Origin of the sequence: Sulfurimonas iocasae (assembly GCF_047716755.1) — a bacterium.
Classification (GTDB): domain Bacteria; phylum Campylobacterota; class Campylobacteria; order Campylobacterales; family Sulfurimonadaceae; genus Sulfurimonas.
In genome coordinates this window covers 1,981,311-2,005,702 of record NZ_CP180409.1, presented here as the reverse complement: position 1 = coordinate 2,005,702, position 24,392 = coordinate 1,981,311, and the positions used below count along the sequence as shown (strand labels likewise).

At 32.3% G+C, this 24,392-nt stretch carries 23 protein-coding genes and 7 tRNA genes; 26 read left to right on the top strand and 4 right to left on the bottom strand.

Annotated features, from left to right (window positions below):
• Position 1: 1 nt before the first annotated feature.
• The 7 genes from ACLHDE_RS10190 (at position 2) to ACLHDE_RS10160 (ending at position 2,001) form a co-directional block, all read left to right on the top strand.
• A complete protein-coding gene (locus tag ACLHDE_RS10190; RefSeq protein WP_415396310.1) occupies positions 2 to 1,171 on the top strand; it encodes a CinA family protein in 1,170 nt (389 codons plus the stop codon).
• Between the two features lie 74 nt (positions 1,172 to 1,245).
• Positions 1,246 to 1,321: transfer RNA gene (locus tag ACLHDE_RS10185), tRNA-Lys, on the top strand.
• A 22-nt stretch (positions 1,322 to 1,343) separates the two neighbouring features.
• A tRNA-Asp gene (locus ACLHDE_RS10180) sits at positions 1,344 to 1,420 on the top strand.
• A gap of 117 nt (positions 1,421 to 1,537) precedes the next feature.
• Positions 1,538 to 1,613, top strand: a tRNA-Val gene (locus ACLHDE_RS10175).
• 25 nt (positions 1,614 to 1,638) lie between these two features.
• Positions 1,639 to 1,714 (top strand) — tRNA-Glu (locus ACLHDE_RS10170).
• Positions 1,715 to 1,747: 33 nt separating this feature from the next.
• A tRNA-Val gene (locus ACLHDE_RS10165) sits at positions 1,748 to 1,823 on the top strand.
• A 101-nt stretch (positions 1,824 to 1,924) separates the two neighbouring features.
• A tRNA-Asp gene (locus tag ACLHDE_RS10160) sits at positions 1,925 to 2,001 on the top strand.
• Positions 2,002 to 2,047: 46 nt separating this feature from the next.
• Here the strand turns inward: ACLHDE_RS10160 and ACLHDE_RS10155 are convergent.
• Positions 2,048 to 3,160, bottom strand: a complete 1,113-nt coding sequence (locus ACLHDE_RS10155; RefSeq protein WP_415396309.1) for an FtsW/RodA/SpoVE family cell cycle protein — start codon at positions 3,158 to 3,160, stop codon at positions 2,048 to 2,050.
• A 92-nt stretch (positions 3,161 to 3,252) separates the two neighbouring features.
• Between ACLHDE_RS10155 and ACLHDE_RS10150 the strand changes: the two genes are divergently transcribed.
• The 7 genes from ACLHDE_RS10150 (at position 3,253) to thrC (ending at position 10,997) form a co-directional block, all read left to right on the top strand.
• Complete coding sequence (locus tag ACLHDE_RS10150) at positions 3,253 to 4,230, top strand: RluA family pseudouridine synthase (RefSeq protein ID WP_415396308.1); 978 nt, start codon at positions 3,253 to 3,255, stop codon at positions 4,228 to 4,230.
• Positions 4,178 to 5,530, top strand: coding sequence for a fibronectin type III domain-containing protein (locus ACLHDE_RS10145; RefSeq protein WP_415396307.1), 1,353 nt, complete (start codon positions 4,178 to 4,180; stop codon positions 5,528 to 5,530). The genes ACLHDE_RS10150 and ACLHDE_RS10145 overlap by 53 nt, the downstream gene beginning before the upstream one ends.
• 11 nt (positions 5,531 to 5,541) lie before the next feature.
• Positions 5,542 to 6,714, top strand: coding sequence for a tRNA (guanosine(46)-N7)-methyltransferase TrmB (gene trmB / locus ACLHDE_RS10140; protein WP_415396306.1), 1,173 nt, complete (start codon positions 5,542 to 5,544; stop codon positions 6,712 to 6,714).
• Positions 6,707 to 7,378, top strand: coding sequence for a cell division ATP-binding protein FtsE (locus tag ACLHDE_RS10135; protein ID WP_415396305.1), 672 nt, complete (start codon positions 6,707 to 6,709; stop codon positions 7,376 to 7,378). Before trmB ends, ACLHDE_RS10135 begins: the two co-directional genes overlap by 8 nt.
• A complete protein-coding gene (locus ACLHDE_RS10130) occupies positions 7,365 to 8,177 on the top strand; it encodes a cell division protein FtsX (protein ID WP_415396304.1) in 813 nt (270 codons plus the stop codon). Before ACLHDE_RS10135 ends, ACLHDE_RS10130 begins: the two co-directional genes overlap by 14 nt.
• The gene (locus ACLHDE_RS10125; RefSeq protein WP_415396303.1) at positions 8,174 to 9,397 is read left to right on the top strand and encodes a murein hydrolase activator EnvC family protein; all 1,224 of its coding nucleotides are present in this window, start codon (positions 8,174 to 8,176) and stop codon (positions 9,395 to 9,397) included. The genes ACLHDE_RS10130 and ACLHDE_RS10125 overlap by 4 nt, the downstream gene beginning before the upstream one ends.
• Positions 9,398 to 9,527: 130 nt before the next feature.
• Positions 9,528 to 10,997, top strand: coding sequence for a threonine synthase (gene thrC / locus ACLHDE_RS10120; protein ID WP_415396302.1), 1,470 nt, complete (start codon positions 9,528 to 9,530; stop codon positions 10,995 to 10,997).
• A gap of 5 nt (positions 10,998 to 11,002) precedes the next feature.
• Here thrC and ACLHDE_RS10115 read toward each other — a convergent pair whose 3' ends face one another.
• Positions 11,003 to 11,761: a pyrroline-5-carboxylate reductase gene (locus tag ACLHDE_RS10115; protein WP_415396301.1), complete on the bottom strand. Its 759-nt coding sequence runs from the start codon at positions 11,759 to 11,761 to the stop codon at positions 11,003 to 11,005.
• A gap of 85 nt (positions 11,762 to 11,846) precedes the next feature.
• On the opposite strand from ACLHDE_RS10115, the gene proB reads away from it, so the two are divergent.
• The 5 genes from proB (at position 11,847) to ACLHDE_RS10090 (ending at position 15,889) form a co-directional block, all read left to right on the top strand.
• Complete coding sequence (proB, locus tag ACLHDE_RS10110) at positions 11,847 to 12,623, top strand: glutamate 5-kinase (protein WP_415396300.1); 777 nt, start codon at positions 11,847 to 11,849, stop codon at positions 12,621 to 12,623.
• A gap of 2 nt (positions 12,624 to 12,625) precedes the next feature.
• Complete coding sequence (locus tag ACLHDE_RS10105) at positions 12,626 to 13,858, top strand: glutamate-5-semialdehyde dehydrogenase (protein WP_415396299.1); 1,233 nt, start codon at positions 12,626 to 12,628, stop codon at positions 13,856 to 13,858.
• 127 nt (positions 13,859 to 13,985) lie between these two features.
• The gene (locus tag ACLHDE_RS10100) at positions 13,986 to 14,327 is read left to right on the top strand and encodes a hypothetical protein (protein WP_415396298.1); all 342 of its coding nucleotides are present in this window, start codon (positions 13,986 to 13,988) and stop codon (positions 14,325 to 14,327) included.
• A gap of 213 nt (positions 14,328 to 14,540) precedes the next feature.
• Positions 14,541 to 15,584, top strand: coding sequence for a hypothetical protein (locus tag ACLHDE_RS10095; protein ID WP_415396297.1), 1,044 nt, complete (start codon positions 14,541 to 14,543; stop codon positions 15,582 to 15,584).
• Positions 15,585 to 15,586: 2 nt separating this feature from the next.
• Positions 15,587 to 15,889 (top strand): metal-sulfur cluster assembly factor, encoded by a 303-nt coding sequence (locus ACLHDE_RS10090; RefSeq protein ID WP_415396296.1) that lies wholly within the window; start codon positions 15,587 to 15,589, stop codon positions 15,887 to 15,889.
• A gap of 51 nt (positions 15,890 to 15,940) precedes the next feature.
• Here the strand turns inward: ACLHDE_RS10090 and ACLHDE_RS10085 are convergent, their stop codons facing one another.
• A complete protein-coding gene (locus ACLHDE_RS10085) occupies positions 15,941 to 17,155 on the bottom strand; it encodes a response regulator (RefSeq protein WP_415396295.1) in 1,215 nt (404 codons plus the stop codon).
• 92 nt (positions 17,156 to 17,247) lie between these two features.
• Here ACLHDE_RS10085 and rsmH point away from each other — a divergent pair, with 92 nt between their 5' ends.
• The 4 genes from rsmH (at position 17,248) to ACLHDE_RS10065 (ending at position 21,715) form a co-directional block, all read left to right on the top strand.
• On the top strand, positions 17,248 to 18,171 hold the full coding sequence (gene rsmH / locus ACLHDE_RS10080; protein ID WP_415396294.1) for a 16S rRNA (cytosine(1402)-N(4))-methyltransferase RsmH: 924 nt from the start codon (positions 17,248 to 17,250) through the stop codon (positions 18,169 to 18,171).
• Positions 18,161 to 18,439, top strand: coding sequence for a hypothetical protein (locus ACLHDE_RS10075; RefSeq protein WP_415396293.1), 279 nt, complete (start codon positions 18,161 to 18,163; stop codon positions 18,437 to 18,439). Before rsmH ends, ACLHDE_RS10075 begins: the two co-directional genes overlap by 11 nt.
• 18 nt (positions 18,440 to 18,457) lie before the next feature.
• Positions 18,458 to 21,571: an efflux RND transporter permease subunit gene (locus ACLHDE_RS10070; RefSeq protein WP_415396292.1), complete on the top strand. Its 3,114-nt coding sequence runs from the start codon at positions 18,458 to 18,460 to the stop codon at positions 21,569 to 21,571.
• Between the two features lie 67 nt (positions 21,572 to 21,638).
• Positions 21,639 to 21,715 (top strand) — tRNA-Ile (locus tag ACLHDE_RS10065).
• A 109-nt stretch (positions 21,716 to 21,824) separates the two neighbouring features.
• Here the strand turns inward: ACLHDE_RS10065 and ACLHDE_RS10060 are convergent.
• On the bottom strand, positions 21,825 to 22,334 hold the full coding sequence (locus tag ACLHDE_RS10060; RefSeq protein WP_415396291.1) for a hypothetical protein: 510 nt from the start codon (positions 22,332 to 22,334) through the stop codon (positions 21,825 to 21,827).
• Between the two features lie 185 nt (positions 22,335 to 22,519).
• Between ACLHDE_RS10060 and ACLHDE_RS10055 the strand changes: the two genes are divergently transcribed.
• The 3 genes from ACLHDE_RS10055 (at position 22,520) to ACLHDE_RS10045 (ending at position 24,174) form a co-directional block, all read left to right on the top strand.
• Positions 22,520 to 22,729, top strand: coding sequence for a hypothetical protein (locus tag ACLHDE_RS10055; protein ID WP_415396290.1), 210 nt, complete (start codon positions 22,520 to 22,522; stop codon positions 22,727 to 22,729).
• Between the two features lie 13 nt (positions 22,730 to 22,742).
• Positions 22,743 to 23,138, top strand: a complete 396-nt coding sequence (locus ACLHDE_RS10050) for a hypothetical protein (RefSeq protein WP_415396289.1) — start codon at positions 22,743 to 22,745, stop codon at positions 23,136 to 23,138.
• 142 nt (positions 23,139 to 23,280) lie between these two features.
• The gene (locus tag ACLHDE_RS10045; protein ID WP_415396288.1) at positions 23,281 to 24,174 is read left to right on the top strand and encodes a helix-turn-helix domain-containing protein; all 894 of its coding nucleotides are present in this window, start codon (positions 23,281 to 23,283) and stop codon (positions 24,172 to 24,174) included.
• Positions 24,175 to 24,392 lie beyond the last annotated feature (218 nt).

The window sequence follows — 24,392 nt, the reverse complement described above, 5'->3', positions numbered from 1 at the left end:
TATGTGTTTAAAACCTTCTTTAAAATGGGATAATGGTGCTATAATAAGCCAACAAAAATTTGCTTTAGAAGGCTGTTTAGACATGAGGACGCATCTTTTATTTATTGGTAATAAATTTTTCTATAACACATCTTTACAAGAATATATTATTAGGAAAATTAGACAAAAAACTGATTTTATTGATTCAATAACATATTTTAAGGAGAGTGATAATTCACTTTTTTTATATTTAGAAAAAGAGCTTAACTCATCTGATAAGCTAATGATTGTAACTACAAAACATAACTTTTCAACTATAGGAAAAGTAATTTGTACTGTTACAAGCGATAATCAAGTTCTTAAAGATAATATGCTTATTCCATCAAATAGTTCTGTTTTTGAAGATAGAAGTTACCTTTTAGAATATAAAGATTCTATAACAAATGTATTACATATAGATGAAATGCAAGAGATGCCTGAGATTTTACTTCATTTTGAAGAGAATAAGGCTGTCATGCATATATTTGATTATGCTAAAGATGGTGCTTTAACTATGCTTACTCCTATTGCTCAGACTTTTGATGTAAAGATAGATATAATGACTCTTATAGATGGTTGGCTTAGAGTAGATATTGTCAGTAAAAAGTATGGGAACATATCTAAGTTTATTAACTCTTCTAAACAACTACTACCAAGAAATCTGATTGCCGCTTCAAATATAATTCAGTATATTATAGAGACATTATCAAGAAACCAAAAAACTATTACATTTGCTGAGAGCTGTAGCGGTGGACTTCTTACTTATTGCTTTACAAAAGAAAACGGTGCTTCAAAAATACTCAATGGCTCACTTGTAACATACTCAAACACCATAAAAGAAAATTGGCTTGCGGTAGAGCATGACTCACTAGAAACGTTTGGAGCAGTAAGCGCAGAAGTTGTCAAAGAGATGTGTGAGGGAGCGCTAAATGTAAGCAGTGCAGATTATGCACTCTCTATCAGTGGCATAGCAGGAGATACTGGTGGAACTGAATTTAAACCGATTGGAACTGTATATGTTGGAGCAAGTTCTAAGACTCATCATTCAGAGATGCACCTAAAATTAGATGGAGATAGGAATTATATTCAACGTCAGAGTGTACTTTTTGCGATAAAAATGCTTATTTTAATCGATAAAGAGACCTTTTTCTAAATTTGCATGAAAATATCTTGACATCTAAAATCTATTTGTCTATAATTTCGACCTCTTAAGAATAAGAGAAATAAGTCTTGTTAGCTCAGCTGGTAGAGCACGTCACTTTTAATGATGTGGCCGATGGTTCGAATCCATCACAGGACACCATTTTAAACTAAAAAATATTTGTGCGGTGGTAGTTCAGTTGGTTAGAATACCTGCCTGTCACGCAGGGGGTCGCGAGTTCGAGTCTCGTCCACCGCGCCATAACATTATAAATACGCGAAACGAACAAAGTCCGTTTCACTACGCTAACGCTATGTTTTACTCAGCGTAAAGCTCATTGCACTGGTGCAATTTTTATATGTAATTTTTAAGCTTGATGGGCGCTTAGCTCAGTTGGTAGAGCGCTACCCTTACAAGGTAGATGTCACTGGTTCGAGTCCAGTAGTGCCCACCATTACAAACCTTTTGTTTATGAAAGTGACCCTTTCGTCTAGTGGCCAAGGACACTATCACTTCATGGTAGGGACAGAGGTTCAAATCCTTTAGGGGTCGCCACTTTTTATTTGGTGTTATACAAAGTCTTAAAATGGGCGCTTAGCTCAGTTGGTAGAGCGCTACCCTTACAAGGTAGATGTCACTGGTTCGAGTCCAGTAGTGCCCACCATTTTTTGATTATTTGCACTCAAAACTTTGATTCATGTACTTAAGTACATTTTACCAAAGCTTTAAGCACAACTAATACAAAATTGATTTTTATTTTTATGCGCGGTGGTAGTTCAGTTGGTTAGAATACCTGCCTGTCACGCAGGGGGTCGCGAGTTCGAGTCTCGTCCACCGCGCCACTTCTTTTTAATAATTTACACCGAAACTTTTAGCCCACACACTTCATTACAAAAAGCTTTTCGTACCTCTGACTTCATACATATCTTTATATCTAAACGTAATAAGATTTTGCATAATTGCAAATAGAATTATAAAGTTTATAAAACTACTTCCTCCATAGCTAAACATGGGTAGAGGAACACCAACAACAGGAGCATAGCCTATAGTCATAGATATATTTACACCCATATAAATAAATATCATAAATGATATTGATATGGTGACTACCTTAATATAGTAGTCAGTATTGTAGACGCTAAGACTCATTAGATGCAAAATAAGCATAACATATACTAAAATGATCGCAAGGGCACCTAAAAAACCACTTCTCTCAACAAGAAATGCAAAGATAAAATCACTTGTAGCAATAGGTAAAAATCTCATTTGAGTTTGTGTAGCTTCATCTTTTGACTTTCCTGTAAGCCCTCCAGAACCAATAGCAATAATGGACTGTTGCACGTGATAAGATGGTTTTTCGCTTAAAAAGTCGTTGATTCTTAGTTTTTGATAGTCATGCAAGCCAAACTTATATACCAGAGGAGAAAAAAGTAATATGGCAACTGCAATAGCCATCCATATTTTCCAATAAACTCCAATAAAGAAAAGGACTCCATAGCCAATAAGTAATAATACAAGGGCTGTTCCTAAATCGGGTTCTTTAACAATTAAAACAAAGGGAAGAAGTATATAAAAACTAATTTTTAAAAATTCACCAATTCTGTATCCATTTGTTGGTGGTGGATTTTTGTGAATAAGATAAGCCAGCATTAGTATGAGTGCAGGTTTTACAAACTCAGATGGTTGAATAGTAGCGTTGATAAATGGAATATCTATCCATCTTTGTGCACCCAATCTTGAATGTCCAAAAAACTCAACTGCGAGTAAAAGTCCAATATTTGCCCAATATATCATAGGGATAAGCCAACTCATTCTACGAATAGGTAGTAAAAACACAAATAAGAATGCAATAACGGCTATTCCGACATAGGCATTTTGTTTTTGTGCAAGAGCCGGAACAACTTCGCCGATAAGCCAGTGTGAAGTAAATACAAGTGGGATAATTAAGATAATAGAAAAGAAGTCAAATTGTGCTAGAATACGCTTATCAAATCTCCACAAATTTGTAACTCCAATAATTTTTTTAAAATTGTATCACAAAAATTAGTGAAACTATTTTATGTTACAAAAATATTTCGTCTAAAAGGGACATAATGAGCGATATAATAAGCTATGTATGTGATAATCCAGAGAGATTAGACACATTTTTAGCATCTCAAATTGGGCAAACACGCTCACAAATAGCATCTTTAATAAAACACGGCTGTGTTGAAGTAGAAGAAAAAAAAGTTACTCGTCCAGGAGTAAAACTAAAAGCACTACAAAACGTAAAAGTAAACTTTCCAGAACCTAAAGAGTCTCCAGCTCTTGATATTGACTTTGATGTTGAGATACTTTATGAAGATGATGATGTACTTGTAATTAATAAACCAAGTGGCGTTACTGTACATCCTGCACCAAGTGTAAAAGAAGCAACTTTAGTTGACTGGCTTAAACATAAGGGAATCAGACTCTCAAATATAAGCGGAGAAGAAAGACACGGGATAGTTCACAGACTCGACAAGGGTACAAGTGGGACTATGGTTGTTGCAAAAAACAATGAAGCTCATGAGTTTTTATCACAACAACTTCAAGATAAAAGTATGGGAAGATACTATCTAGCAGTTTTAAATCCACCCCTAAAAGATGAACTCACTATAATTGAGCAAAATATTGGCAGAAGTCCACATAATAGATTGAAGATGACTTGTACCAACGATGGTAAAACAAAATATGCAAAAACAATGTTTAAATTTTTGCTACTTTCAAATGATGAAAGAGGGCAACTTGTAGCATGTAAACTCTTCACTGGACGTACTCATCAAATTCGTGTTCATTTAGAGAGTATGAACCGTCATATCATTGGTGATCACATCTATGCGTTAAGCCCTAAGCAAGAGAAATCGGAACGAATTTTGCTACACGCTTACATAATATATTTTGTTCATCCAACGAGCAAAGAAAAACTCTCTTTTGTTGCATCTCTTGATGAGACTATGAAAGAATATTTAGATAAAAAATTTGATATGGAGCAAATTAATGAAGTTATGGACATTAGCAACATTTTGCGCGGCTTCCCTACTGATTCTTAGTGGTTGTGTAGGAAATTCTCCACAACCGGCAGATCAAGTCACAATAGATAAAACACTACCAATTGTAAAACTGACAGAGAGAGGAACTTTTGTAGACATGAATGCTGTAGCATTTGAGTGGAGCGCTATAGAAGATGAGAGAGTTAATGGCATCTATATTTATAAGCAAGCTATGAGTGAAGATGGAAGTAATCTTTCTCACTATAAGACAATAAATAACCGATTTACAACTCACTATCTTGATACTGGGATAAAGCCAGATGCAGCCTACGCATATAGTTTTAAAACTTTTTCCAAAGAAGCAGAATCTCAAATGAGTGAGACAAAAGTAATAAATTCTCTTCCTGTTTTGCAGTCAGTTGTTTGGATTCAAAGTCTACAAAATATGCCAAGAACTGCAAAAATCATCTGGAGACCTCATTCAAATCAAAAAGTTAAGTCATACATTATTGAGAGAAGAACGCTAGAAGAAGATACGTGGAACAAGATAGCTACTGTTGATGGTAGACTCAATGCAGAATTTATTGATGTTGATCTTAAAGATCAATTTGTATATAAATACCGTGTTCGAGTAGTTACGTATGACGGTATAATATCAACTCCAAGTGAAATTGTTCAAGTAGTAACAAAAGCGCTTCCTGTTTCTATCAAACATATCGTAGCAACAACAGACTTACCTAGAAGAATAGAGATAAATTGGGAGAAGTCAAATACTGAAGATTTTAGTCATTACCATCTTTATAGATCTGATAAATCTGATGGAACTTATGAACTTATTGCAAGACTTAACAATCCAACATTTACAGATATAGTCGAAGAAGATGCAAAAGAGTACTATTATAGAGTTAGTGCAATTGAGAAAAATGGACTAGAAAGTATTCATGATAAAGTCTCAATTCAGGGTTTAACTCTCATGAAACCTGAGACACCAGTACTGTTAGAAGTTAAAGTTATTAATAATATAATAGAGATAAAATGGGCAAACAAAGATAAGAGGGCTAAAAAATATTCAGTAATAAAGAAGGCTAAGACAGGTTGGTTTGATGCTAAAGATGAAGAATTTATTGATATAAAAGGTAAAAAATTCATAGATGCTGAAATTGGACCAAATATTACATATTATTATCAAGTATTTGCTATTGATCAATTTGGGATAAAATCAAATCCTAGCATCGAGATAGAGATTACAACTCCAAACACTGTTGCTAATAATGTAAAAAAGGAAGCTCCACAAGAGACTTTTAAGAAGACTCAAAATAAAAAAGTAGAAGTAATCATACCTACACAAGATTTTAACTAAAACGGGGATAAATGCCACACTTACATATCCAAGAGTTTAAAGAGATAAACTTTCCTCAAAAATATAATGAAGTTTCATTTAACTTTATTGCTAATAATGCAAAGCATAGTGATGAAACTCTTATTTCAGTTAGTGTAGAAGAAGATGATTTTTTTCTACTCGTAAAAAAAGAAGAGAATAAAAACCTTTTAAAAACAGATAAGTTAACAAGACCTGCATCTATACATAGTGTTCATAAAGCACTGCTTGCTTATGCAGACTTTGCCAAGCTTAATGTAATATCTTCAAATGTTCCTCAAAAACAAAAAAATATCCACCTAGAAGAGGCAACAGCACTAAAGCATATAAGTTTCTTTGCAGACAACTTCCCCGAGGCTAAAGAGATAAGAGTCGAAGTAGGTTTTGGTTCAGGTAGGCATCTAATACATCAAGCTATAGAGAATCCAAATATTTTATTTATAGGTATTGAAATTCACAGACCTTCAATAGAGCAGGTTTTAAAACAAGTTAGCATTCAAAACATAGGAAATTTACTGGTTCTAGATTACGATGCAAGACTATTTATGGAGCTAGTTCCTTCAAATATTGTAGGTAAGATATACGTACACTTCCCAGTACCATGGGATAAAAAACCACATCGTAGAGTAATATCTACTACTTTTATAGAAGAAGCTAGAAGAGTTTTAAAAGTAGATGGAAGACTTGAACTTCGTACAGATAGTGAAAACTATTATGCTTACTCTTATGAGACTTTTATAAACTTTCAAAAAACTATTTTACATATCAACAAAAACAAAGATATAGCAATAAGTTCAAAGTATGAAGATAGATGGAAAAAAATGCAGAAGAACATTTATGATGTAACTATGATAAATGAAGAAGAGTCTGATAAACTAAATTTAGAGGGTAGTTTTGAATTCTCTAAAGTTGGTTTATCGGATGAAAAACTAATAGAACTTCATAGTGTTACAAAAAGGTTTGATGGTGGATTTATTCACTTTGAGAGAGTTTATAAGTTGGATGATGGAGTAATGCTTCGCATTTCACTTGGAAGCTTTGACAGACCCGAGCATCTTTATGTTGTTCTTAGAGATAAAACAGCTTCTTATTATCCAACTCTTCCATTAAAATCAAAGAGTAATCTCTTAGCACATAAATATTTAGACGAGGTATTTAATGGATAAGGTAATAATGGCAGAAGATTTATCACTATCATATTCAAATAATGAGACAATCATCAATAAAGCAACTTTCTCTATTGATTCTGGTAGTTTTGTATTTATAACAGGTGCTAGTGGTAGTGGAAAATCAACTATTTTGAAATCTCTTTATGGTGCTTTAAAACCTAAACAAGGAAGTCTAATAGTCGGAGGTGTGGAACTTAGAGGTGTTACTACTTCTAAGCTAAACTTTTTAAGAAGACATGTTGGCATAGTTTTTCAAGATTACAAACTTGTAAAAGAATGGACAATTGAGAAAAATATTATGCTTCCTCTTATTATTAACGGGTATGAAAAAAGTGTAACTCAAAATCAGGTTGATTCTCTTTTAAAGCATGTTCGATTAAAACACCAAGCCGGTAAATATCCACTTGAACTAAGTGGTGGTGAACAGCAAAGGGTTGCAATGGCTAGAGCATTAGCACACAATCCAATCCTTATTCTTGCTGATGAGCCTACCGGTAACTTGGATGACTACTCATCTCAGCTTATTTGGAACCTTTTAGAAGGCGCAAACGAGCAACTAAAGACAACTGTAATAGTTGTTACTCACAACATCCCTCAAACAATGAATGTCGACTATAAACATTATAATATTGAGTATGGGAGCGTGCATGAAGTCATTTAAAAATCACCTCTCTTTAGTTGTTGCACTTCTTAGTATACTTTTTTCAATTCAAATATTTATTATTGTAGACAGGTCGATAGAAGCTTACAAAGAAAACTTATCTAATAACTATGCAGTAATAATTGTGAGTAAAAGTACCTTAGATAACAAAACTGTTCTTGGTATAAATGATATCATTGCTGATGTAAATGAATTGTCTGCAGACAGTGTAATAAAAAGATTAAACAGCGGAATAAGCGCAAAAAATACAGAACTACTAAAACTTACTCTTCCAAAATTTTATAAACTAAGTCTTAAATATTATCCCAGCCCAAAACAGATAAAAAAATTGAGAAAAGATTTGCTGAAAAATAAGTCAATTATAAAAGTTGAAGATTTTTCTCATAATCATGACACAACATATAAGCTGTTATTGCTTTTTAAAAGTGTTGTCTCTTTATTTGCTGTAGTCGTATTTGTTGTAACAACTCTACTTATATTTAAAGAACTTCGCATATGGCAGTTTAAACATAGTGAACGTATGAGTATAATGGGGCTGTTTGGTGCACCGGTATGGCTTCGTTCTGCTGTATTGTTTAGACTCTCTATTGTAGATGCAATAATTGCTAGTCTTTTGGCATTTGGACTCTTTATCTATATTTCTTCATCTACATTTGTAAAAGCACAGTTTAACAACATTGGAATTGATATTGTAATATATGATATCGTAAATGATTCAGCACTTCTTTTTGGTGCCGCAATTATATTATCTATTTTACTTGCATCTTTAATAGTTTTGGGACATAAAGAAGAGGTATGATTCGTCTATTTTTGATTTTAATCTTGGTATCTGCTATTTTATTTGCAAAAACAAGTGTAGATGCCAATATAAAAAAAACTAGTAATAAACTTAGCTCTTTTTCTAAGAACTACTCAAATATAAATAAAAAAATGGCCAAAACTGCAAAGGCTATTTTAAAACAAAAAAAAGAGATACTAATACAGCAAAAGTATTTAGACCTTCTAAAAAAAGAGCTAGGTGAAAAAGAGAGTAGCTATAGCGAAAATACCACCCAGCTTAAAGATTTAAAGAAGGTTCAGTCAAATCTAAAATCAATTCAAGAGAAGTTAGAAGAGGAGCTTGTTTTTACTATTGCTCAAAGTGTCTCTCTCTCAATTATATTAGAAGAAGAGATTGCAGCCAGTCAAGAGTCACTTATGGAGTTTGAAGTTTTAAAAGTAATGCTAGAAAACTCAAAAAAGAAAGTAAAAGAGTTAAATAGTAAATTTTATAGCAACTCCAAAAATATAGATATATTAAATACTCATGCTAATTTCTTAGAAGTTGAAATTGCCAATATCGATACTAAAAGAAAAAACCTACTTAGTACACAGAAAAAGAATAAGAAGGCTTTGAAAAAGCTTACTATTGCGGAAAATTCCTATAAAAAAGAGTTAAAAAAACTTCTAAAAAAACAGGATCTTCTTAAAAAGACACTGGCAAAACTAAACATTATAAAAATAGATGAGATTAATAAAGCTAAGGAACAAGAAGAGAGAAGAAAAGCTTTTGATTCTAAAAGAATCGTCTCTGATAGAAATCTTCCAAAAGTTAAAAAACATGGTAGCAGTTACCAAAAAGTAAAAACAAAAAACTATGTTGGAGATAAAACTATTGCTCCATTTTCTCCATATACGATTACGAAAAGATATGGAACATATACAGATCCAATTTATGGTATAAAAGTTTTTAATGAGTCAATTTCGCTTAAACCAAAGGAAAAGAATACAAAAGTTAAAACTGTATTTAATGGAAAAGTTATCTATGCCGATAAGACAGCTGTTTTGGACAATATAGTAATTGTACAACATCTAAATGGACTGCATACGATTTATGCAAATCTAACACAAATCTCACCAAATATTAAAAAGGGTGTAAAAATAAAAAAAGGTTATACGATAGGTCGTGTGAGTGATGAATTAATCTTTGAAGTTACTCAAAAATCTTATCATATAAATCCAGAAAGACTCTTTAAATAAAAAACTAAAAGATGAAGTAAATCTTTTAGTTGTTAGTAGCAAAAGCATACTCGTTTTTTAAGTAAGACAGAGATTCGGATTAAAGATATTTTTTGGATATAATTTTAAAAAAATTTAAGTAGAGAAAAATATGAACTTTAAAGAAACTCGTGGATGTGATGATAAGAAACCTGCAAGTGTTACTTTCTCGCAAGCAATACTAAGCCCAATTGCCTCTTTTGGCGGTCTTTATGTACCTGAGACACTACCAGAACTAGGAAAAGAATTTTTAAACAAACATCTAAACTCTTCATATAAAGAATTAGCATCTGATTTACTTAAGCGTTTTGAGATAGATATTGAGCAAAGCGTGATTGATGAGGCTCTTAATCTTTATGATAAGTTTGACGATTCAACTAACCCTGTTCCCGTTGTAAAAGTAAAAGATAATCTTTATGTAAGTGAGCTTTACCATGGTCCTACTCGTGCATTTAAAGACATGGCACTTCAACCATTTGGTAGCATCTTATCTTCAGTTGCTCAGAAAAAAAATGATAACTATTTAATACTTGCAGCTACAAGTGGAGATACTGGTCCAGCGGCATTAGAGACATTTAAGAACAAGAAAAATATACAAGTTGTTTGTCTTTACCCTGCAAATGGAACTTCTGATGTACAGAGACTACAGATGGTTACAGAAGATGCGCCTAACTTAAAAGTTATCGGTATAAAAGGCAACTTTGATGATGCTCAATCAGCTCTTAAAAACCTTCTAGCTTCAAAGAGTTTTGAAGCTGCACTAAATGAAAAACATATTTCATTATCAGCTGCAAACTCAGTAAACTTTGGACGTATTATTTTTCAAATAATTTATCATATTCATAACTACCTTGAATTAGTAAGACAAAATGTTATTAAAGTTGGTGAAAAAGTTTATCTAAATGTTCCAAGTGGAAACTTTGGAAATGTACTTGGTGCTTACTATGCAATGCTTATGGGACTTCCGGTTGAGAAGTTGATTATTGCTTCAAATGAAAACAATATTTTAACTCGTTTGATTCAAACAGGTGTTTACGATATGCGTGACCAAGAGCTTATTTTAACAACTTCTCCAGCTATGGATATTCTAAAATCATCTAATGTTGAGCGTGTTCTTTATGGACTCTATGGAGCTGCTAGAACAAGAGAATTAATGCATGATCTTGATACAAAAAAAATATACACACTAACTCCCAAAGAACTAACTCAACTTCAAGAGATTTTTGTAGCTGATTTTTGTAGTGATGAAGAAGGAAAAGAGTATATTAAAAATACATTTAACAATGGTTATTTAATGGACCCTCACACTGCTACATGTTTTAAAGCTTATGAGTCATGTGCAACTAAAAATATCCCTACAATCATCTACTCAACGGCAGAGTGGACAAAGTTCTCTCCTGTAATTGCAAATGCTTTAACAGGTGAAGAAGATACACAAGATATAGTAGCGTTAGAGTCTATTTCAAAAACTGCTAATGTTAAGATACCATCTATGATAAACGAGCTTTTTAACAAAAAAATAGTTCATAATTCTATAATAGAAAAAGAGAATATAGAAGAAGAGATATTGAAGTTTCTCTAGTAAAATTATAGTTGAGTTGCTTTTTTATAAGCTCTCTCAACTGCATCCATACAAGCACTTCTTACATTTCCATCCTCAAGTGCTCCATACCCTGCGGCTGTTGTTCCGCCTGGACTCATAACACCATCTTTTAAAAGTGCAGGATGAATATCTTGGATTAATTCTCCAAAACCACTAAAAAGACCTCTCATAATAATCATAGCATCATCTCTTTTTAGACCTTGTTTTACCGCACCATCTGTTAATGCCTCAGATATTAACGCTAAGTATGCAGGACCGCTTCCAGCAAGTCCTGTAGCTATATCTATCTCTTTTTCAGAAGAGAGCCATCTTGTAGTTCCTATGGCTCCTAAAAGCTCTTCTGCTTCTTCTTGAAACTCAGCATCTCCAGTTAAAGTAGTCATAGACTTGTTAATGCTAGCAGCAAGATTTGGCATACATCTAACTACTGCTGCTGGTTTAAGATTGTGACGAAGTTTTTGTACAGTCGTTCCAGCTAAAACAGAAAAGATAACTCTTGCTTTTCCTTTTAATCTTGTAGAAATTTCTTCAACATTTGCTGGTTTAACACAAAGCATTATAGTTTTATCGCTAAGATCAAAATCATCATATAAAAACTTATCTACATCTGTTCCTATTTCTTTTTCAAATTTATCAAGTTTTTCAATATTTCTACCAACTACTTCTATTTTATAATTATCTTTTAGACCCTTGGCAATGCTCAATGCCATATTTCCGTTTCCTATAAAAGTTATTGTTTTCATAATAGTGCCTTAAAGTTTTTATGTTAGTATAGCATCTATACAACAATTACAGTTTAAATTAAATAAATAACACTAAAGGTTGAAAATGGACAGGTTAGTCATAAAAGTAGGTAGTGCAGTTTTAACAGATAAAAATGAAATCGCAAAAGAGAGAATGTTAAATCTTGTAACTTTAATAGCAAAATTAAAGTTCAAATATGATGTTGTGTTAGTTACTTCTGGTGCGGTAGCAGCAGGATATTCAGCATTGAAATTAGATAAGACTAAACAGATAGGAAAAAAGGCTATAGCAGCTGCTGGTCAACCGATTTTGATGACAAGTTATAAAAAGAAATTTGATATTTACAATATTGACACTGCCCAGATATTACTGACTGAAGATGATTTTGATTCTAGAAAAAGAACTAAAATGTTTCAAGAGATTATAGATGCTCATTTAAGTAATGATATTTTACCTATTGTTAATGAAAATGATATAACATCAACTCCCGAACAACTATTTGGTGATAATGATCAATTATCGGCTAATGTGGCACATGCAGTTAATGCTGAACTCTTAGTCATTCTAAGTGACATTGATGGTTATTATAATAAAAACCCTAAAGAAAATAAAGATGCTAAAATCTATAAAGTAGTTAATGAACTCTCAGAAGAAGAGTTAAATGATAAAAGCACGGCTAATGACCCATTTGCAACAGGCGGAATAGTTACAAAATTAAAAGCGGCAGACTTTATGATTAAAAACAATAGAAAAATGTTTTTGACTAATGGATTTGATTTAGGCGCTGCTGAATCATTTCTTTTAGAAGAAAAACATACGTTTGGTACGATTTTTGAAACAAAAAAAGCTAAGGAAAAATAAATATGGAAAAATTTTTACAAGAAGCAAAAGAGTCGAGTCGAGTTCTTTCTGTTATAAGTGGAGCACAAAAAAATAGAATTTTAAAAGAAATGGCTGCGGCTCTTAGAAACAATACAGCAGATTTACTAAAAGCAAATGCACTTGATATGATAGATGCGGATAAAAATAATTTGACATCAGCTCTAAAAGACAGACTATTACTAGATGAATCTCGCGTAGATGCTATGGCTGTAGCAGTTGAAGAGATTGCTGCACTTAAAGAGCCAGTTGGCCGTGTTCTTGATGGTTGGATTACTGAAGATGGATTGAAGATTGAAAAAACTTCTATCCCAATCGGTGTAATCGGTATTATCTATGAGTCTCGCCCAAACGTTACAAGTGATACAGCGGCTTTATGTTTTAAAAGCTCAAATGTATGTGTACTAAAAGGCGGAAAAGAAGCAGAACATTCAAACAGAGCAATCGCAAAAGTTTTAAAAGATGTTTTAATTAGCAATGATTTGCCTCCATCGTTAATTTCACTAATCCCAGACTCTTCAAGAGAGGGAGTTGCTAAACTTATAAAGATGGATAAATATATTGATCTTATAATTCCTCGTGGTGGAGCAGGGCTTATAAAATATGTAAGTGAAAATGCGACTGTAAGTGTAGTAAAACACGATAAGGGACAAAATCATACATATATAGATAAAGATGCAAAACTTGACAATGCCATAGCAATAGCAATAAACGCAAAAGTTCAACGTCCAGGTGTTTGTAACGCTATGGAGACACTTCTTGTTGATAGCGCTATAGCAGAGAAAGCACTTCCACTTATTAAGCAAGCATTTGACAAGGCTGGCACCGAACTAAAAGGGTGTGTAAATACTCAAAAAATTATAAAAGTCGCTAATGTAAGTGATGAAGATTATGATACGGAATATTTAGCAAATATTTTAAACATAAAAGTTGTAGATGGGGTTGATGGTGCGATTGAGCATATAGTTAAATATGGTTCAGGTCATTCAGAGTCTATAGTAACAGAGAATATAAGTACAGCAGAAGAGTTTTTAAATGCTATAGATGCAGCGGCTGTTTATGTTAATGCATCTACGCGTTTTACTGATGGTGGAGCTTTTGGTTTTGGAGCAGAGGTTGGAATAAGCACAAACAAACTTCATGCACGTGGACCTATGGGAATAGAAGGACTCACAACATATAAGTTTAAAATATATGGAAGTGGTCAGATTAGATAAGAAGTAATAAAAAATGATAAAAAATGACAAAATTTGACTAGATTGACTCATTGTTGATACATATCAATGTAATATAGATAAATCTTGACTAGAATAAACCTTATAATTAAAAAAAAGGATTTAGTATATGTCAAGTATTCCAAGTGAAGCAAATAAGATAGAAGTAACTGGCGCAACTGTAGATTTTTTTGAGTTGGCTAAAGATGGAGTAAGTACTTACTATTTTGATACATCAAAGTGTGGACCTCCAGATCCAATGGTAAATGCTATGAGTGGTTTAAGACTTATTAAAAATACAAACAATGTGCTTGTTATGATTAACAGTAAATCTCCAGGTGGTCTATTTGGTAAATTAGAGGCGGATGTATCTTACTCTGTTGAGGATGTAGAAGGTGGTTTAGTTAAAGTTACATTTACAAATGTAAACGTAGGAATAGATTCAGATCTATCTCAAACTGCTTGTCACTAATGACAAAGTAAAATGTTTTCTATCTCACAGGGGTTCGCACCACCTTTTAAACTTATTTCCCCATTTTTTATTTTGGGGAGTCTGTTTTACTTACTTGCTTCTATATATATTTTTTTCTTTTCATCAGACAATCTTTTTTTACAAGACACTAAAGTACTTAGTTTAGTTCACCTTTATTTACTTGGTTTTGTGATGATGGTAATCTTTGGAGCTATGGCACAACTAATACCAGTTGTTCTTGAAGTAGGGCATGCTGCGGTTGAACTTTTTTATGCCATATGGCCACTTCTTGGAATAGGAACCATCCTTATGGTAGTCGGGTTTTTTGGTTATCCTGCACTGCTTCCTTATGGAGGTACTGTTGTTCTTATCTCTATGATGATTTTTGTTATGGAAATTTTTGTAACTATGAAAAATGTTAAAAAGCTAAATCTGGTCATGAGTAGTGTTCTTATCTCAAATACATTTTTATTTTTTGGGATTATTTTTGGGCTTGTTATGGCACTTGGATATGCAGGGACTATTGAGGTTGATATTATGTCACTTCTTCGCTCTCATGTATATTTGGTAATAGGTGGTTATATTACTATAACACTAATGGGACTCTCTGTTGTACTGCTTCCTATGTTTGGATTATCTCATGGTTTTTCTATGAAACCTTTAGAAGTTGCTATTGCTCTTATGAGTACTTCAGTTGTACTTGTAGTTATATCTTCGTTAACTAAGTATATAGCAGTTGCTTATACAGGGTACATTTTTGCAGTGGCATCTATGCTATTGTACTTTTATATGGTATATACTATTTTTAAAACAAGAGCCAGAAAAGAGTTGGATATATATAGTATTTCATTGATTTATTCATATTTTTCCATGATGGTATCATTAGTTTTAGGTGTGGCGTATCTTTTAGTATCTTATGAGCCTCTGTTACTAGCTAGTGGTTGGTTAATATTTTTTGGTTTTATTGGTTTTGCGGTAACTGGACATATTTATAAAATAGTCCCTTTTCTAGTGTGGTTTGAACGTTTTTCTCCACTTGTTGGTAAAGAAAAGGTACCAATGCTTGCAGATATGTTGCCGGCAAAGAGTTCTCATGCCCAGTTTGTATTTTGTGCTATAGGTGTGGCTGTTATAACCGTAGCTATTTTAGCTCAAAACGAGACTCTCATAAAAGCAGGTGCTTCATTTTTAGTTGTTGGTGCATTAGCACTTGTAAGAAATATGTTTTATATGATAAATTATAAATTAAGGAAATAAATATGTACTCAAAAGAAGAATTATTTTTAGCAATTTCAACTGTAATAGATCCAGAAGTAGGATTTAATCTTGTTGAGATGGGACTTATATATGATGCTAAGTGTGATGATGAAGGTAATGTTCATGTTACTATGACTCTCTCAACAAAAGCATGTCCAATGCACCAGCTGATACAACAATGGGTAAAAGAGTCAGTAGAGAAAATGGCAAATATTAAAGAAGTTGTTGTAGATGTAGTTTGGGAACCGGTATGGAACGTCACAATGGCTGATGAGAATGTGAAAAAAGCTCTTGGTGGAGCTTAATAAATTCAGCTCTTTTTTTATACTATTTCTTTCAGATAACCTTTTTTAAACCTAGGTAATCACAGGGGAATTAGTATACGCATATAAAATCTCATATAAAGACTCCATTTTCAATGGTTTTTTTAGATACTTATCCATACCTGCTTCAGTCATTTTTTTAATCTCTTCAACAGTGGTATCTTCGTTTAGAGCAATTATAACGATATGGTTATAATTTGGATTCATTCTAATTTTTCTAGTTGCTTCAAATCCGTCAACTCTTGGCATATATGCATTCATAAGTATAAAATGATAGTTTTTGTCTTTTTCTAAAATTTCGAGTAAAAACTGACCATCATCAGCCATTGTAATTCCTATGCCAGAGTTTGATAAAAGACTTGTTATAATTTTTTGGTTTATTATATTGTCCTCAGCAACCAGAATTCTTTTGCCTGCAAAGTTTTTGAACTTTTCTTTTTTTGCTATATCAACTTTATCTTCTTCTTTGAAAATATCAAAAGGTATTGCCTCGGGTATTTCTTGCATAATTATAGGTTGTTCTGGCTCTTGAATCCCTTCTTTTATTTCTTTTAGCGAAGTTTTTTTATTAGAATCTTCTTGTACTTTTTCTATATTAAAGGTATGTGTTGAATCTGTAAGATTATCTTTCATCTTTAGTTGTGATTTTTTTAATATAAAATAGATTATGATTAGAGTTAAAATAATGATAGCTACAATAAATTCATCAATAAAAGTTTTAAAGACATTAAGTTTCTTAGTTTGTTTTGGAATAATTTTTTCTTTTACTTCTATATCTTTTTTTCCATGTTCCTCTTGGCTTAAAGCATCTTTTTGTGTTAATAATTTTACTTTAATACTTTTTATATCTGGTTCAGGCATTAAAAAAGGATCGTCTATTATCTCTGGTTCTTTTATAACTGCCGCTTTTTGTTTCTCTTTTTTAGGAGTTTTCTTGTTTCCTAGTTTAAGAACATAGGCATCTTTAAACTTTGTTTTTTTGATTTTATTTAACACTGAGTGCATTGTTACTACATCGCTAAATGGTTCTATGGTAACTATAAAGTATTTGCCATGTTTTTTTGAAACAGTTTTTAGTGAGTTTTTATCTAAGAAGTTTTTAAATTTTATATCTCTGTTTATAATCTTATTTACACTGTACTTTACCTTCTTAGCAGTTGATTCAGTTGAGAAAGTACCTAATACAATTTGACTTTGATTGGCTAAGACAAATGAATATATTAGGGAAAGTAAAAAGATTATTTTCAAATAGTGGCCTTTTTTTCTTTAATGGTACACTATTAAAAATTAAAATTTACAAAGTTTATGTATAATCTATTTAATATAACTAAAGGCTTCTTTTGCAAAATATCCCACATACTCCCGTTCTATATCGAGAAGTAATAGAAACATTTAAAAATATTGATGGTGGTATTATTATTGATTGTACTATGGGATATGGCGGACACTCTTCTATGATACTAGAAGCAAATCCAAATATTGAGTTAATTGCAATAGATCAAGATCAAACAGCGATAGATTTTTCTACAAAACGTTTAGAAGAATTTGGTGATAGAATAAGCATTAGAAAAGGTCGTTTTTCATCTGTTATAAAAGATATTATTGCTGAGTATGGAGTAGAAAAAATAAGAGGTGTTTTAGCAGATATTGGTGTCTCTTCACTTCAACTTGACCAAAAAGATAGAGGTTTCTCTTATTCTAGTGATAACCTTGATATGAGAATGGATAAAGAAGCCACACTCAGTGCAGAGAATGTTGTAAACGAGTATTCAACTGATGAACTTGAAAATATTTTGCTAGAATATGGTGAACTTAGAAACTACAAAAAGATAGCATCTGCTATAGTGAATGCTCGTCCATTTGCATCTGCAAAAGAGTTAAGTGAAAAAACTAAACATCTAATGCCTCATGGTAAAAAGATTCATCCGGCCACACTTTTGATGCAGGCTATTCGCATAGAAGTGAATGATGAATTAGGAGAGTTGAAGTCTCTTCTTCAAAGCATAGAGGATTCTGAGTTTTGTGATGCCATAGTTGCTATCATATCTTTTCATTCATTAGAAGATAGAATAGTAAAACAAACATACAGTAGATGGAGCAAAAACTGCATCTGTCCTGCTGAAGCTATGAGATGTACATGTTCTAGAGATAATGCCAAGGGAAAAATTTTAAGTAAAAAGCCTATAACCGCGCAAGATGATGAGTTAAAAGAAAACCCAAGAAGCAGAAGTGCAAAGATGAGAATATTTCATTATGAGCGATAAACATGAACTATTAGATGAAGTTGATCAGGTATTAAACAAGAAAAAAAGACTTGATTTTGAGTACTTAGTTTTTACACTGCTTCTTATGAGTTTTGTGAGCTTGGCTCTATTTCCAAAAATATATATACAGCAACAAATCTACTTTAAAAGTAGAGATATTTCAAAACTAAAAGGTGAGTACGATACACTAATAGAAGAAAATAGGCTAATAAACACTTCCGTTGAATCTATAAGATTTAAAAATCAAATACTTGACACACTTTTTTAACAACACATAAGGAAAAAAATGATTCGCCGCTTTTTAGAGTTTGCAATCGATAAACCACTTTTAAATCATATACTCTTAACTTTTATAGTTTTACTATCTATTTTTGCATATTTAAATATTCCTAAAGAGATATTTCCTCCAATGAATATGGACAAAGTTACTATCAGTGGTGGTTACTCGGGTACATCAGCAGATGTCCTTGATAAAATGGTTGTAAAGACCATAGAAGATGACCTGCAAAATATAGATGAGCTTTATAACATAAAGACAACCATTCAAAATGGTTCTTTCTCAATTATTAGTGACATAAAAACAGGTTCTGATAATATAACTGTACTTAGTGATGTAAAAAATATACTCAGTAGTGTTAAGAAAGATTTACCTGCTGATATGTCAGAGCCAATCGCTAAGATACAACTTCATAGTTTCCCGCTTGTTCTTATAGCGCTTGCAGGAGATAGTAGTAAAAAAGAGTTGTTAAACCTTGCGGAAGATTTAAAGAGTGATTTGAGCCAGTTAAAAGATTTAAGTGACATTACTATCCGTGGAGATGCGGATGATGAATTAGTTATTACAATAAATGAGCAGAAGCTTTTAGCTTTTGAACTAAACCCCTCTTTGGCTGTGGCATCTCTAAAAAATATAAGCTCAATATTTCCTATAGGAACCATAAAAGATAGAGGTAAGCATCTTTATATTTCTACTTTTAATGGAGAAAAGACAAAAAAAAGTATTGAAAATACCATTATAAGTGTTGGAGATGCTAGAGTTCGCATAGGGGACATAGCAGATATAGAGTTTAGGCTGAGTGATGAGTCTGAGCTTTCACACTATAATGGTGTTAGAAATGTATCTATAAATGTTACAAAGTCTAAGGATGGAAATGCAATTGCGTTAGTAAGACAGATTCGTGAGATACTAAAAGAAAAAACAGATAAGAGTACAGAAGTGAAGTATGAGATATATACAGACACTTCTATATGGATTAAAAATCGTTTAAATACTGTTTTTGCAAATATAGCATTTGGTCTTATGTTAGTATTTTTAGCAATGCTTATTTTTATAAACCGTGGAATTGCAGTGGTTGTTGCTATTGGTATCCCAGTTAGTTTTATGATAGGTCTCATTGCCACAGAAATAATGGGAGACTCTCTAAATATGCTCTCACTTCTAGGTGCTCTGATAGCTCTAGGGATGTTAGTTGATGAAGCAATAGTTGTTGCTGAAAATATCTATCGGCATCTAGAAGAAGGAATGGAGAAAAGAGAAGCGGCTATAGTCGGTGCAACCGAGATGTTTCCCGCCGTTTTAACGGCAACTTTAACCACAGTCTTCGCATTTTTACCAATGCTTCTGCTAACAGGAGAGATGGGGATGTTTATAAAAATTATTCCTATTATGATAACTGTACTTCTGCTTTCTTCACTTTTTGAGGCATTTTATTTTTTACCACTTCATGCACATGACTTCTTAAAAGTTTCACATGATGAGAGCTTTACAAAAAAGCTTTGGAAGAGACTTTCTTCGTGGCATAATAAAGCACTTCACTTTGTTTTTAGAGCTAAGTGGATTTCACTCATTATTATTGTTGTATCAATTCTTTCTTTGACATTTGTATTTATTAAAAACTCAAAGTTTCAACTCTTTCCAGATTTTGATACTACTCAGATATATGTATATGGAAAGGTAAATGTAAATAATGAGTTAGAAGACACTGAGAGGATAATAACGGCGTTAGAGAAGAAGCTTTTAGCACATACTAATGAAGATGACTTCTCTTCTATTACATCAGTTATTGGTTTTAAAATGGATGCTAAAAATATGTTAGAGACAGGAGACAATCTTTTTCATATATTTATTGACTTAAAAGAACGTGCACCTGCTAATGCATTTGACAGATATATTAATCCATATCTATCCATAGATTATAATGCAGAAGTACTGACTAGAAAAAATGATGCAAAAGATATAGCTAAAGAAATCGATAAATTAATAGAGCCGTTTAAAACACAAAAAGAAAATGGAGACTTACTATATGAAGAACTTGTTGTAAAAGTTCCGGGAGCTGGTGTTGTTGCTTCTGATATAGAGATAAGTCTAAGTGGAAAGAGTGAGAAAGATATTTTAGCAGGTGTTAAGTATCTTAGAAGTTCACTAGACAAGATAGAAGGTGTTAATAACTCTTCAGATGATGCAAATCCTGGAGAAAAAGAACTAAAGCTTCGCATAAATGAGTATGGACAACAACTAGGTTTTAATGAAGAGTTGATATCTGCTGAGCTTAGATCCTACTACCTAAAAGGTGAGTATGGAAAGATGTTCAATGATGAAGGTCTTGTACGTATCAAGATTGAGAGTGGTATTAATAAAGAAATAAGTTCTATATACAACATAGAAGTTCAAGTGCCAAAAACCGATAACTATGTAGCCCTATCTGATGTTTGTGAATTTATCATGCTACAAGGTTTTGTATCTATCAAAAAAGAAGATGGTACTAGGCTAAGAACAGTTCTGGCAACTTTAAATAAAAAAGTCATAACTTCTGCTGAGGTAATGAAAAAATTAGAACCAGTATTTGAGAAGCTCAAAAATGATGGATATAAGATAGACATAAAAGGTGAAGAAAAAGAGAATGCTAAAAACAAAAGAGAGATGATGCAGTCTGCAATTATTGCTATTTTCTTGATTTTTATTACTCTGGTTTGGTTATTTGACTCTATCAAAAAGTCTCTTATAGTGATTAGTACTATTCCTCTTGTTTTACTCGGTGTATATTTTGGACACTGGGTAATGGATATAAATCTTACAATGACAGGAATGATAGGTATAGTAGGACTCGCAGGGGTTGTTGTAAATGATGGACTTATTGTTGTTAATTTTATAAAACATGCAGACGACACTGAAGAGTTGATGAAAAGAGCAGGGACTAGACTTAGACCTATTATTCTTACCTCATTAACAACAGTTCTTGGACTTTCAACTCTGATATTTTTTGCATCTGGACAAGCCATGATACTTCAACCTATGGCAATTTCACTAGGCTTTGGAATTGCTTGGGCTACTGTACTTAACTTGATTTATGTACCTCTTTTGTATGCGGTGGTTTTTAAAATAAAAGATAGGGTACGATAAAAGAAAAGTATAAGAATTTTTTGACTATAATTGCGCCCTACGAAGCGAAAGCTTATAGAGAAACAGTGGGTCTTTAGCTCAGTTGGTTAGAGCCCTCCGCTCATAACGGAGTGGTCATGTGTTCGAGTCACATAGGACCCACCACTTACAAACTACACAAACAACGAACTTTCAAAGAATTTAATAATACAAAATAAGATAAGCTAAAAATAGCTTACCCCACTTTTTACCCCACTATTAGTAAATATTCGAACTATTTAATAAAATTTGAATACACATATGGTTCATTATATTTATAATCATCAAGTAACTCTATATTTTGAACATACATATAAAATGTGTCTTTGTTGATTTTATGCGGAATTTGCAATAAAACTTTTTTATTTTGTTCCTTTGTATTATTTAATACAAAATCAATAAACTCATCAAAAACATCATCTGGATAATTTGAAAAAAAGCTGCTATCTTTAAACTCAACTATCGTCTTAATAAGAAATAAGCTCAACTCATCTTTATTATCAACAGTAGTCTTATCCACTATTGTATTATTTATGTCAACTATATATGATATAAAACTACCCAGATGTTGTATATTTTCCATCTTATTAATTTTGCCAGTTTCTAGAAATTCTTCTAAATCTTCTTTTGTAAAATATTTTTCTAATAATTTAATCGCTAATCGCTTAGGGTCTTTTTTCCAACTGTAAAATGTAGTAGGGGAACCAAATCCAAATAATTTAACATATATCTCTTCTTCTTTCATAATGTGCCTTTTTATTCAATTAAAGTAGTATTGTACTATAAAAACTAAAAAAAATACAATAAATGTATTAAAAGCTTGACATTATATTTTAAAACTACTATAATAACACTAATATATAATATATACTACCAAGAATACAATAATTGTATAATTAGTAGTTAATAAAAATATAATGGAGAAACAAAATGATAGATAGAAAAATAAGTAACAAAGAATTGCGCGAAGGATTAATCGTTGATGGTGTTGAAATTTTGCCACCAACTGAAGAAAGTACGCTTTCCCAACTTCGCCAAAAACGTGCAATACCATTTTCAAAACACTATGGTCGTGTTTTTTATCAAATTTCTGAGCTTGTCGAATGGGCAAATAGTAAGAAAGTAGCAGTAGCTTCATAAATAGGAGAGAAAAATGACAGAAGAAGAAATAAATAAAATCACGGAATTAAATTTAAAACCGCTTTTTGATGGAAAACCAAAGCTTGAAGAACTTGAAAAAGTATTTTTTGAAGCATCGGAAGAAGATGCTTATGATGCTTCTTGGAATTTATTATATCAAGCTCGTCATATTGCTATGGAATTAGAAGAAGTAAACCCACATTTTTCTATTGCAAACATGGGAATTGATTACGAATTTGGAATATCAGCTTTTGCGATTTTTTATGGAAAAGCTGATATCAGTTGGTATCAACATTGTGAAGATTATGGCTCTACATCAATGGCAATAGATATTGATGGTTTTTATGAGAAAGATGAATTAGTAGAGCATGTTATATCTCAAAACACCTACTACAATGCGGATGAATAATTAAGTTAATCGTTAGAGTTCCACAAATGCCTGAGAAACGTTAAAGGAACCCTAACTATACAAAAACCCTAAATAGAGTGTTTGAGTCGTAATTATACTCTCCTATACCTTATTTAGTGCCTAAAAATATAAAGGTATAAATATGTCAATTAAATTAATGTCGTTAGCATTTGCGACTCCATATCCCGCGACTGCTAAATTGATTCTGTTATCTCTATGCGATTATGCAGACGATACCGGTGCTTGTTTCCCTTCTTTGGCAACGATTGAAAAAAAAGCAAGTTGCAGTAAGAGCACTCAATCATATCACGTCAGAGCATTTGAAGAAATTGGTATGCTAAAAAAAGAAAAGAGAAACCGACCAAATGGCTCAAGAGCATCTACCATCTACTACATCAATATAGAACTTTTAGAAAATAACGCAATTGTTTTTTTTAAGACATCGATACAAAAAGAGCTAGAAGAGCATAAAAACCTAATCAAAAAAATCAAAAAAACATACGATGAAGCATATAAAAAAGTAAGACCTAGTTCTCCCAGAGAACAGTACCCCTTAGTTCTCTCAGAGAACAGTACCCCTGTTCTCCCAGAGACACCCCCTAGTTCTCCTCGTGAACACCTTGAACCATCACTATATAACCATCACTATATTAACCAAGAAGAAGAAGATTTATGTTTAGATTTTATAGATAGCTATATAGATAATATAACAGAGGGGTACAAAGGAGTGCGCAGACCTAAAGCTTATAGAAAAAAAATTATTCATCTACTGAACAGCAAAGATACTAAAACGACTAAAAGCTACAAAGCATTTTTAGCAACTCTTACAAACAGCACCACTCAAGATATCAAAATCAAAGACTTAAAAGAATTCAAGCTTATCATCAATCATGTAACCTACAACTGTACAAAAGCACATGAAATTGAAAACAATATTATTCAAGTTTGGTATATAGGTGCTTCTGGAAACAATACTACTATGAAATTGTCACGATATATGTTCTTATCCTGTTTAGTAGATTCAGGAGCAGCATAATGAAATGTCAACGGTGGAGTTAAATTAAGCATATTTTCATAAATTTTTTTAAGAAAATAACATCTGAGCAGGTTGTTTATGATCATATTGATAGTTATGAATCTCTTATGAGATTGGTGAAGTAGAAAATTGATAAAAGATAGCAATGAGTTCAAAATATGAAGTAAGTCAAAAAGAGTTAGTACATTGTTGGAATTTATTGTCCTAAGAGACCGTAA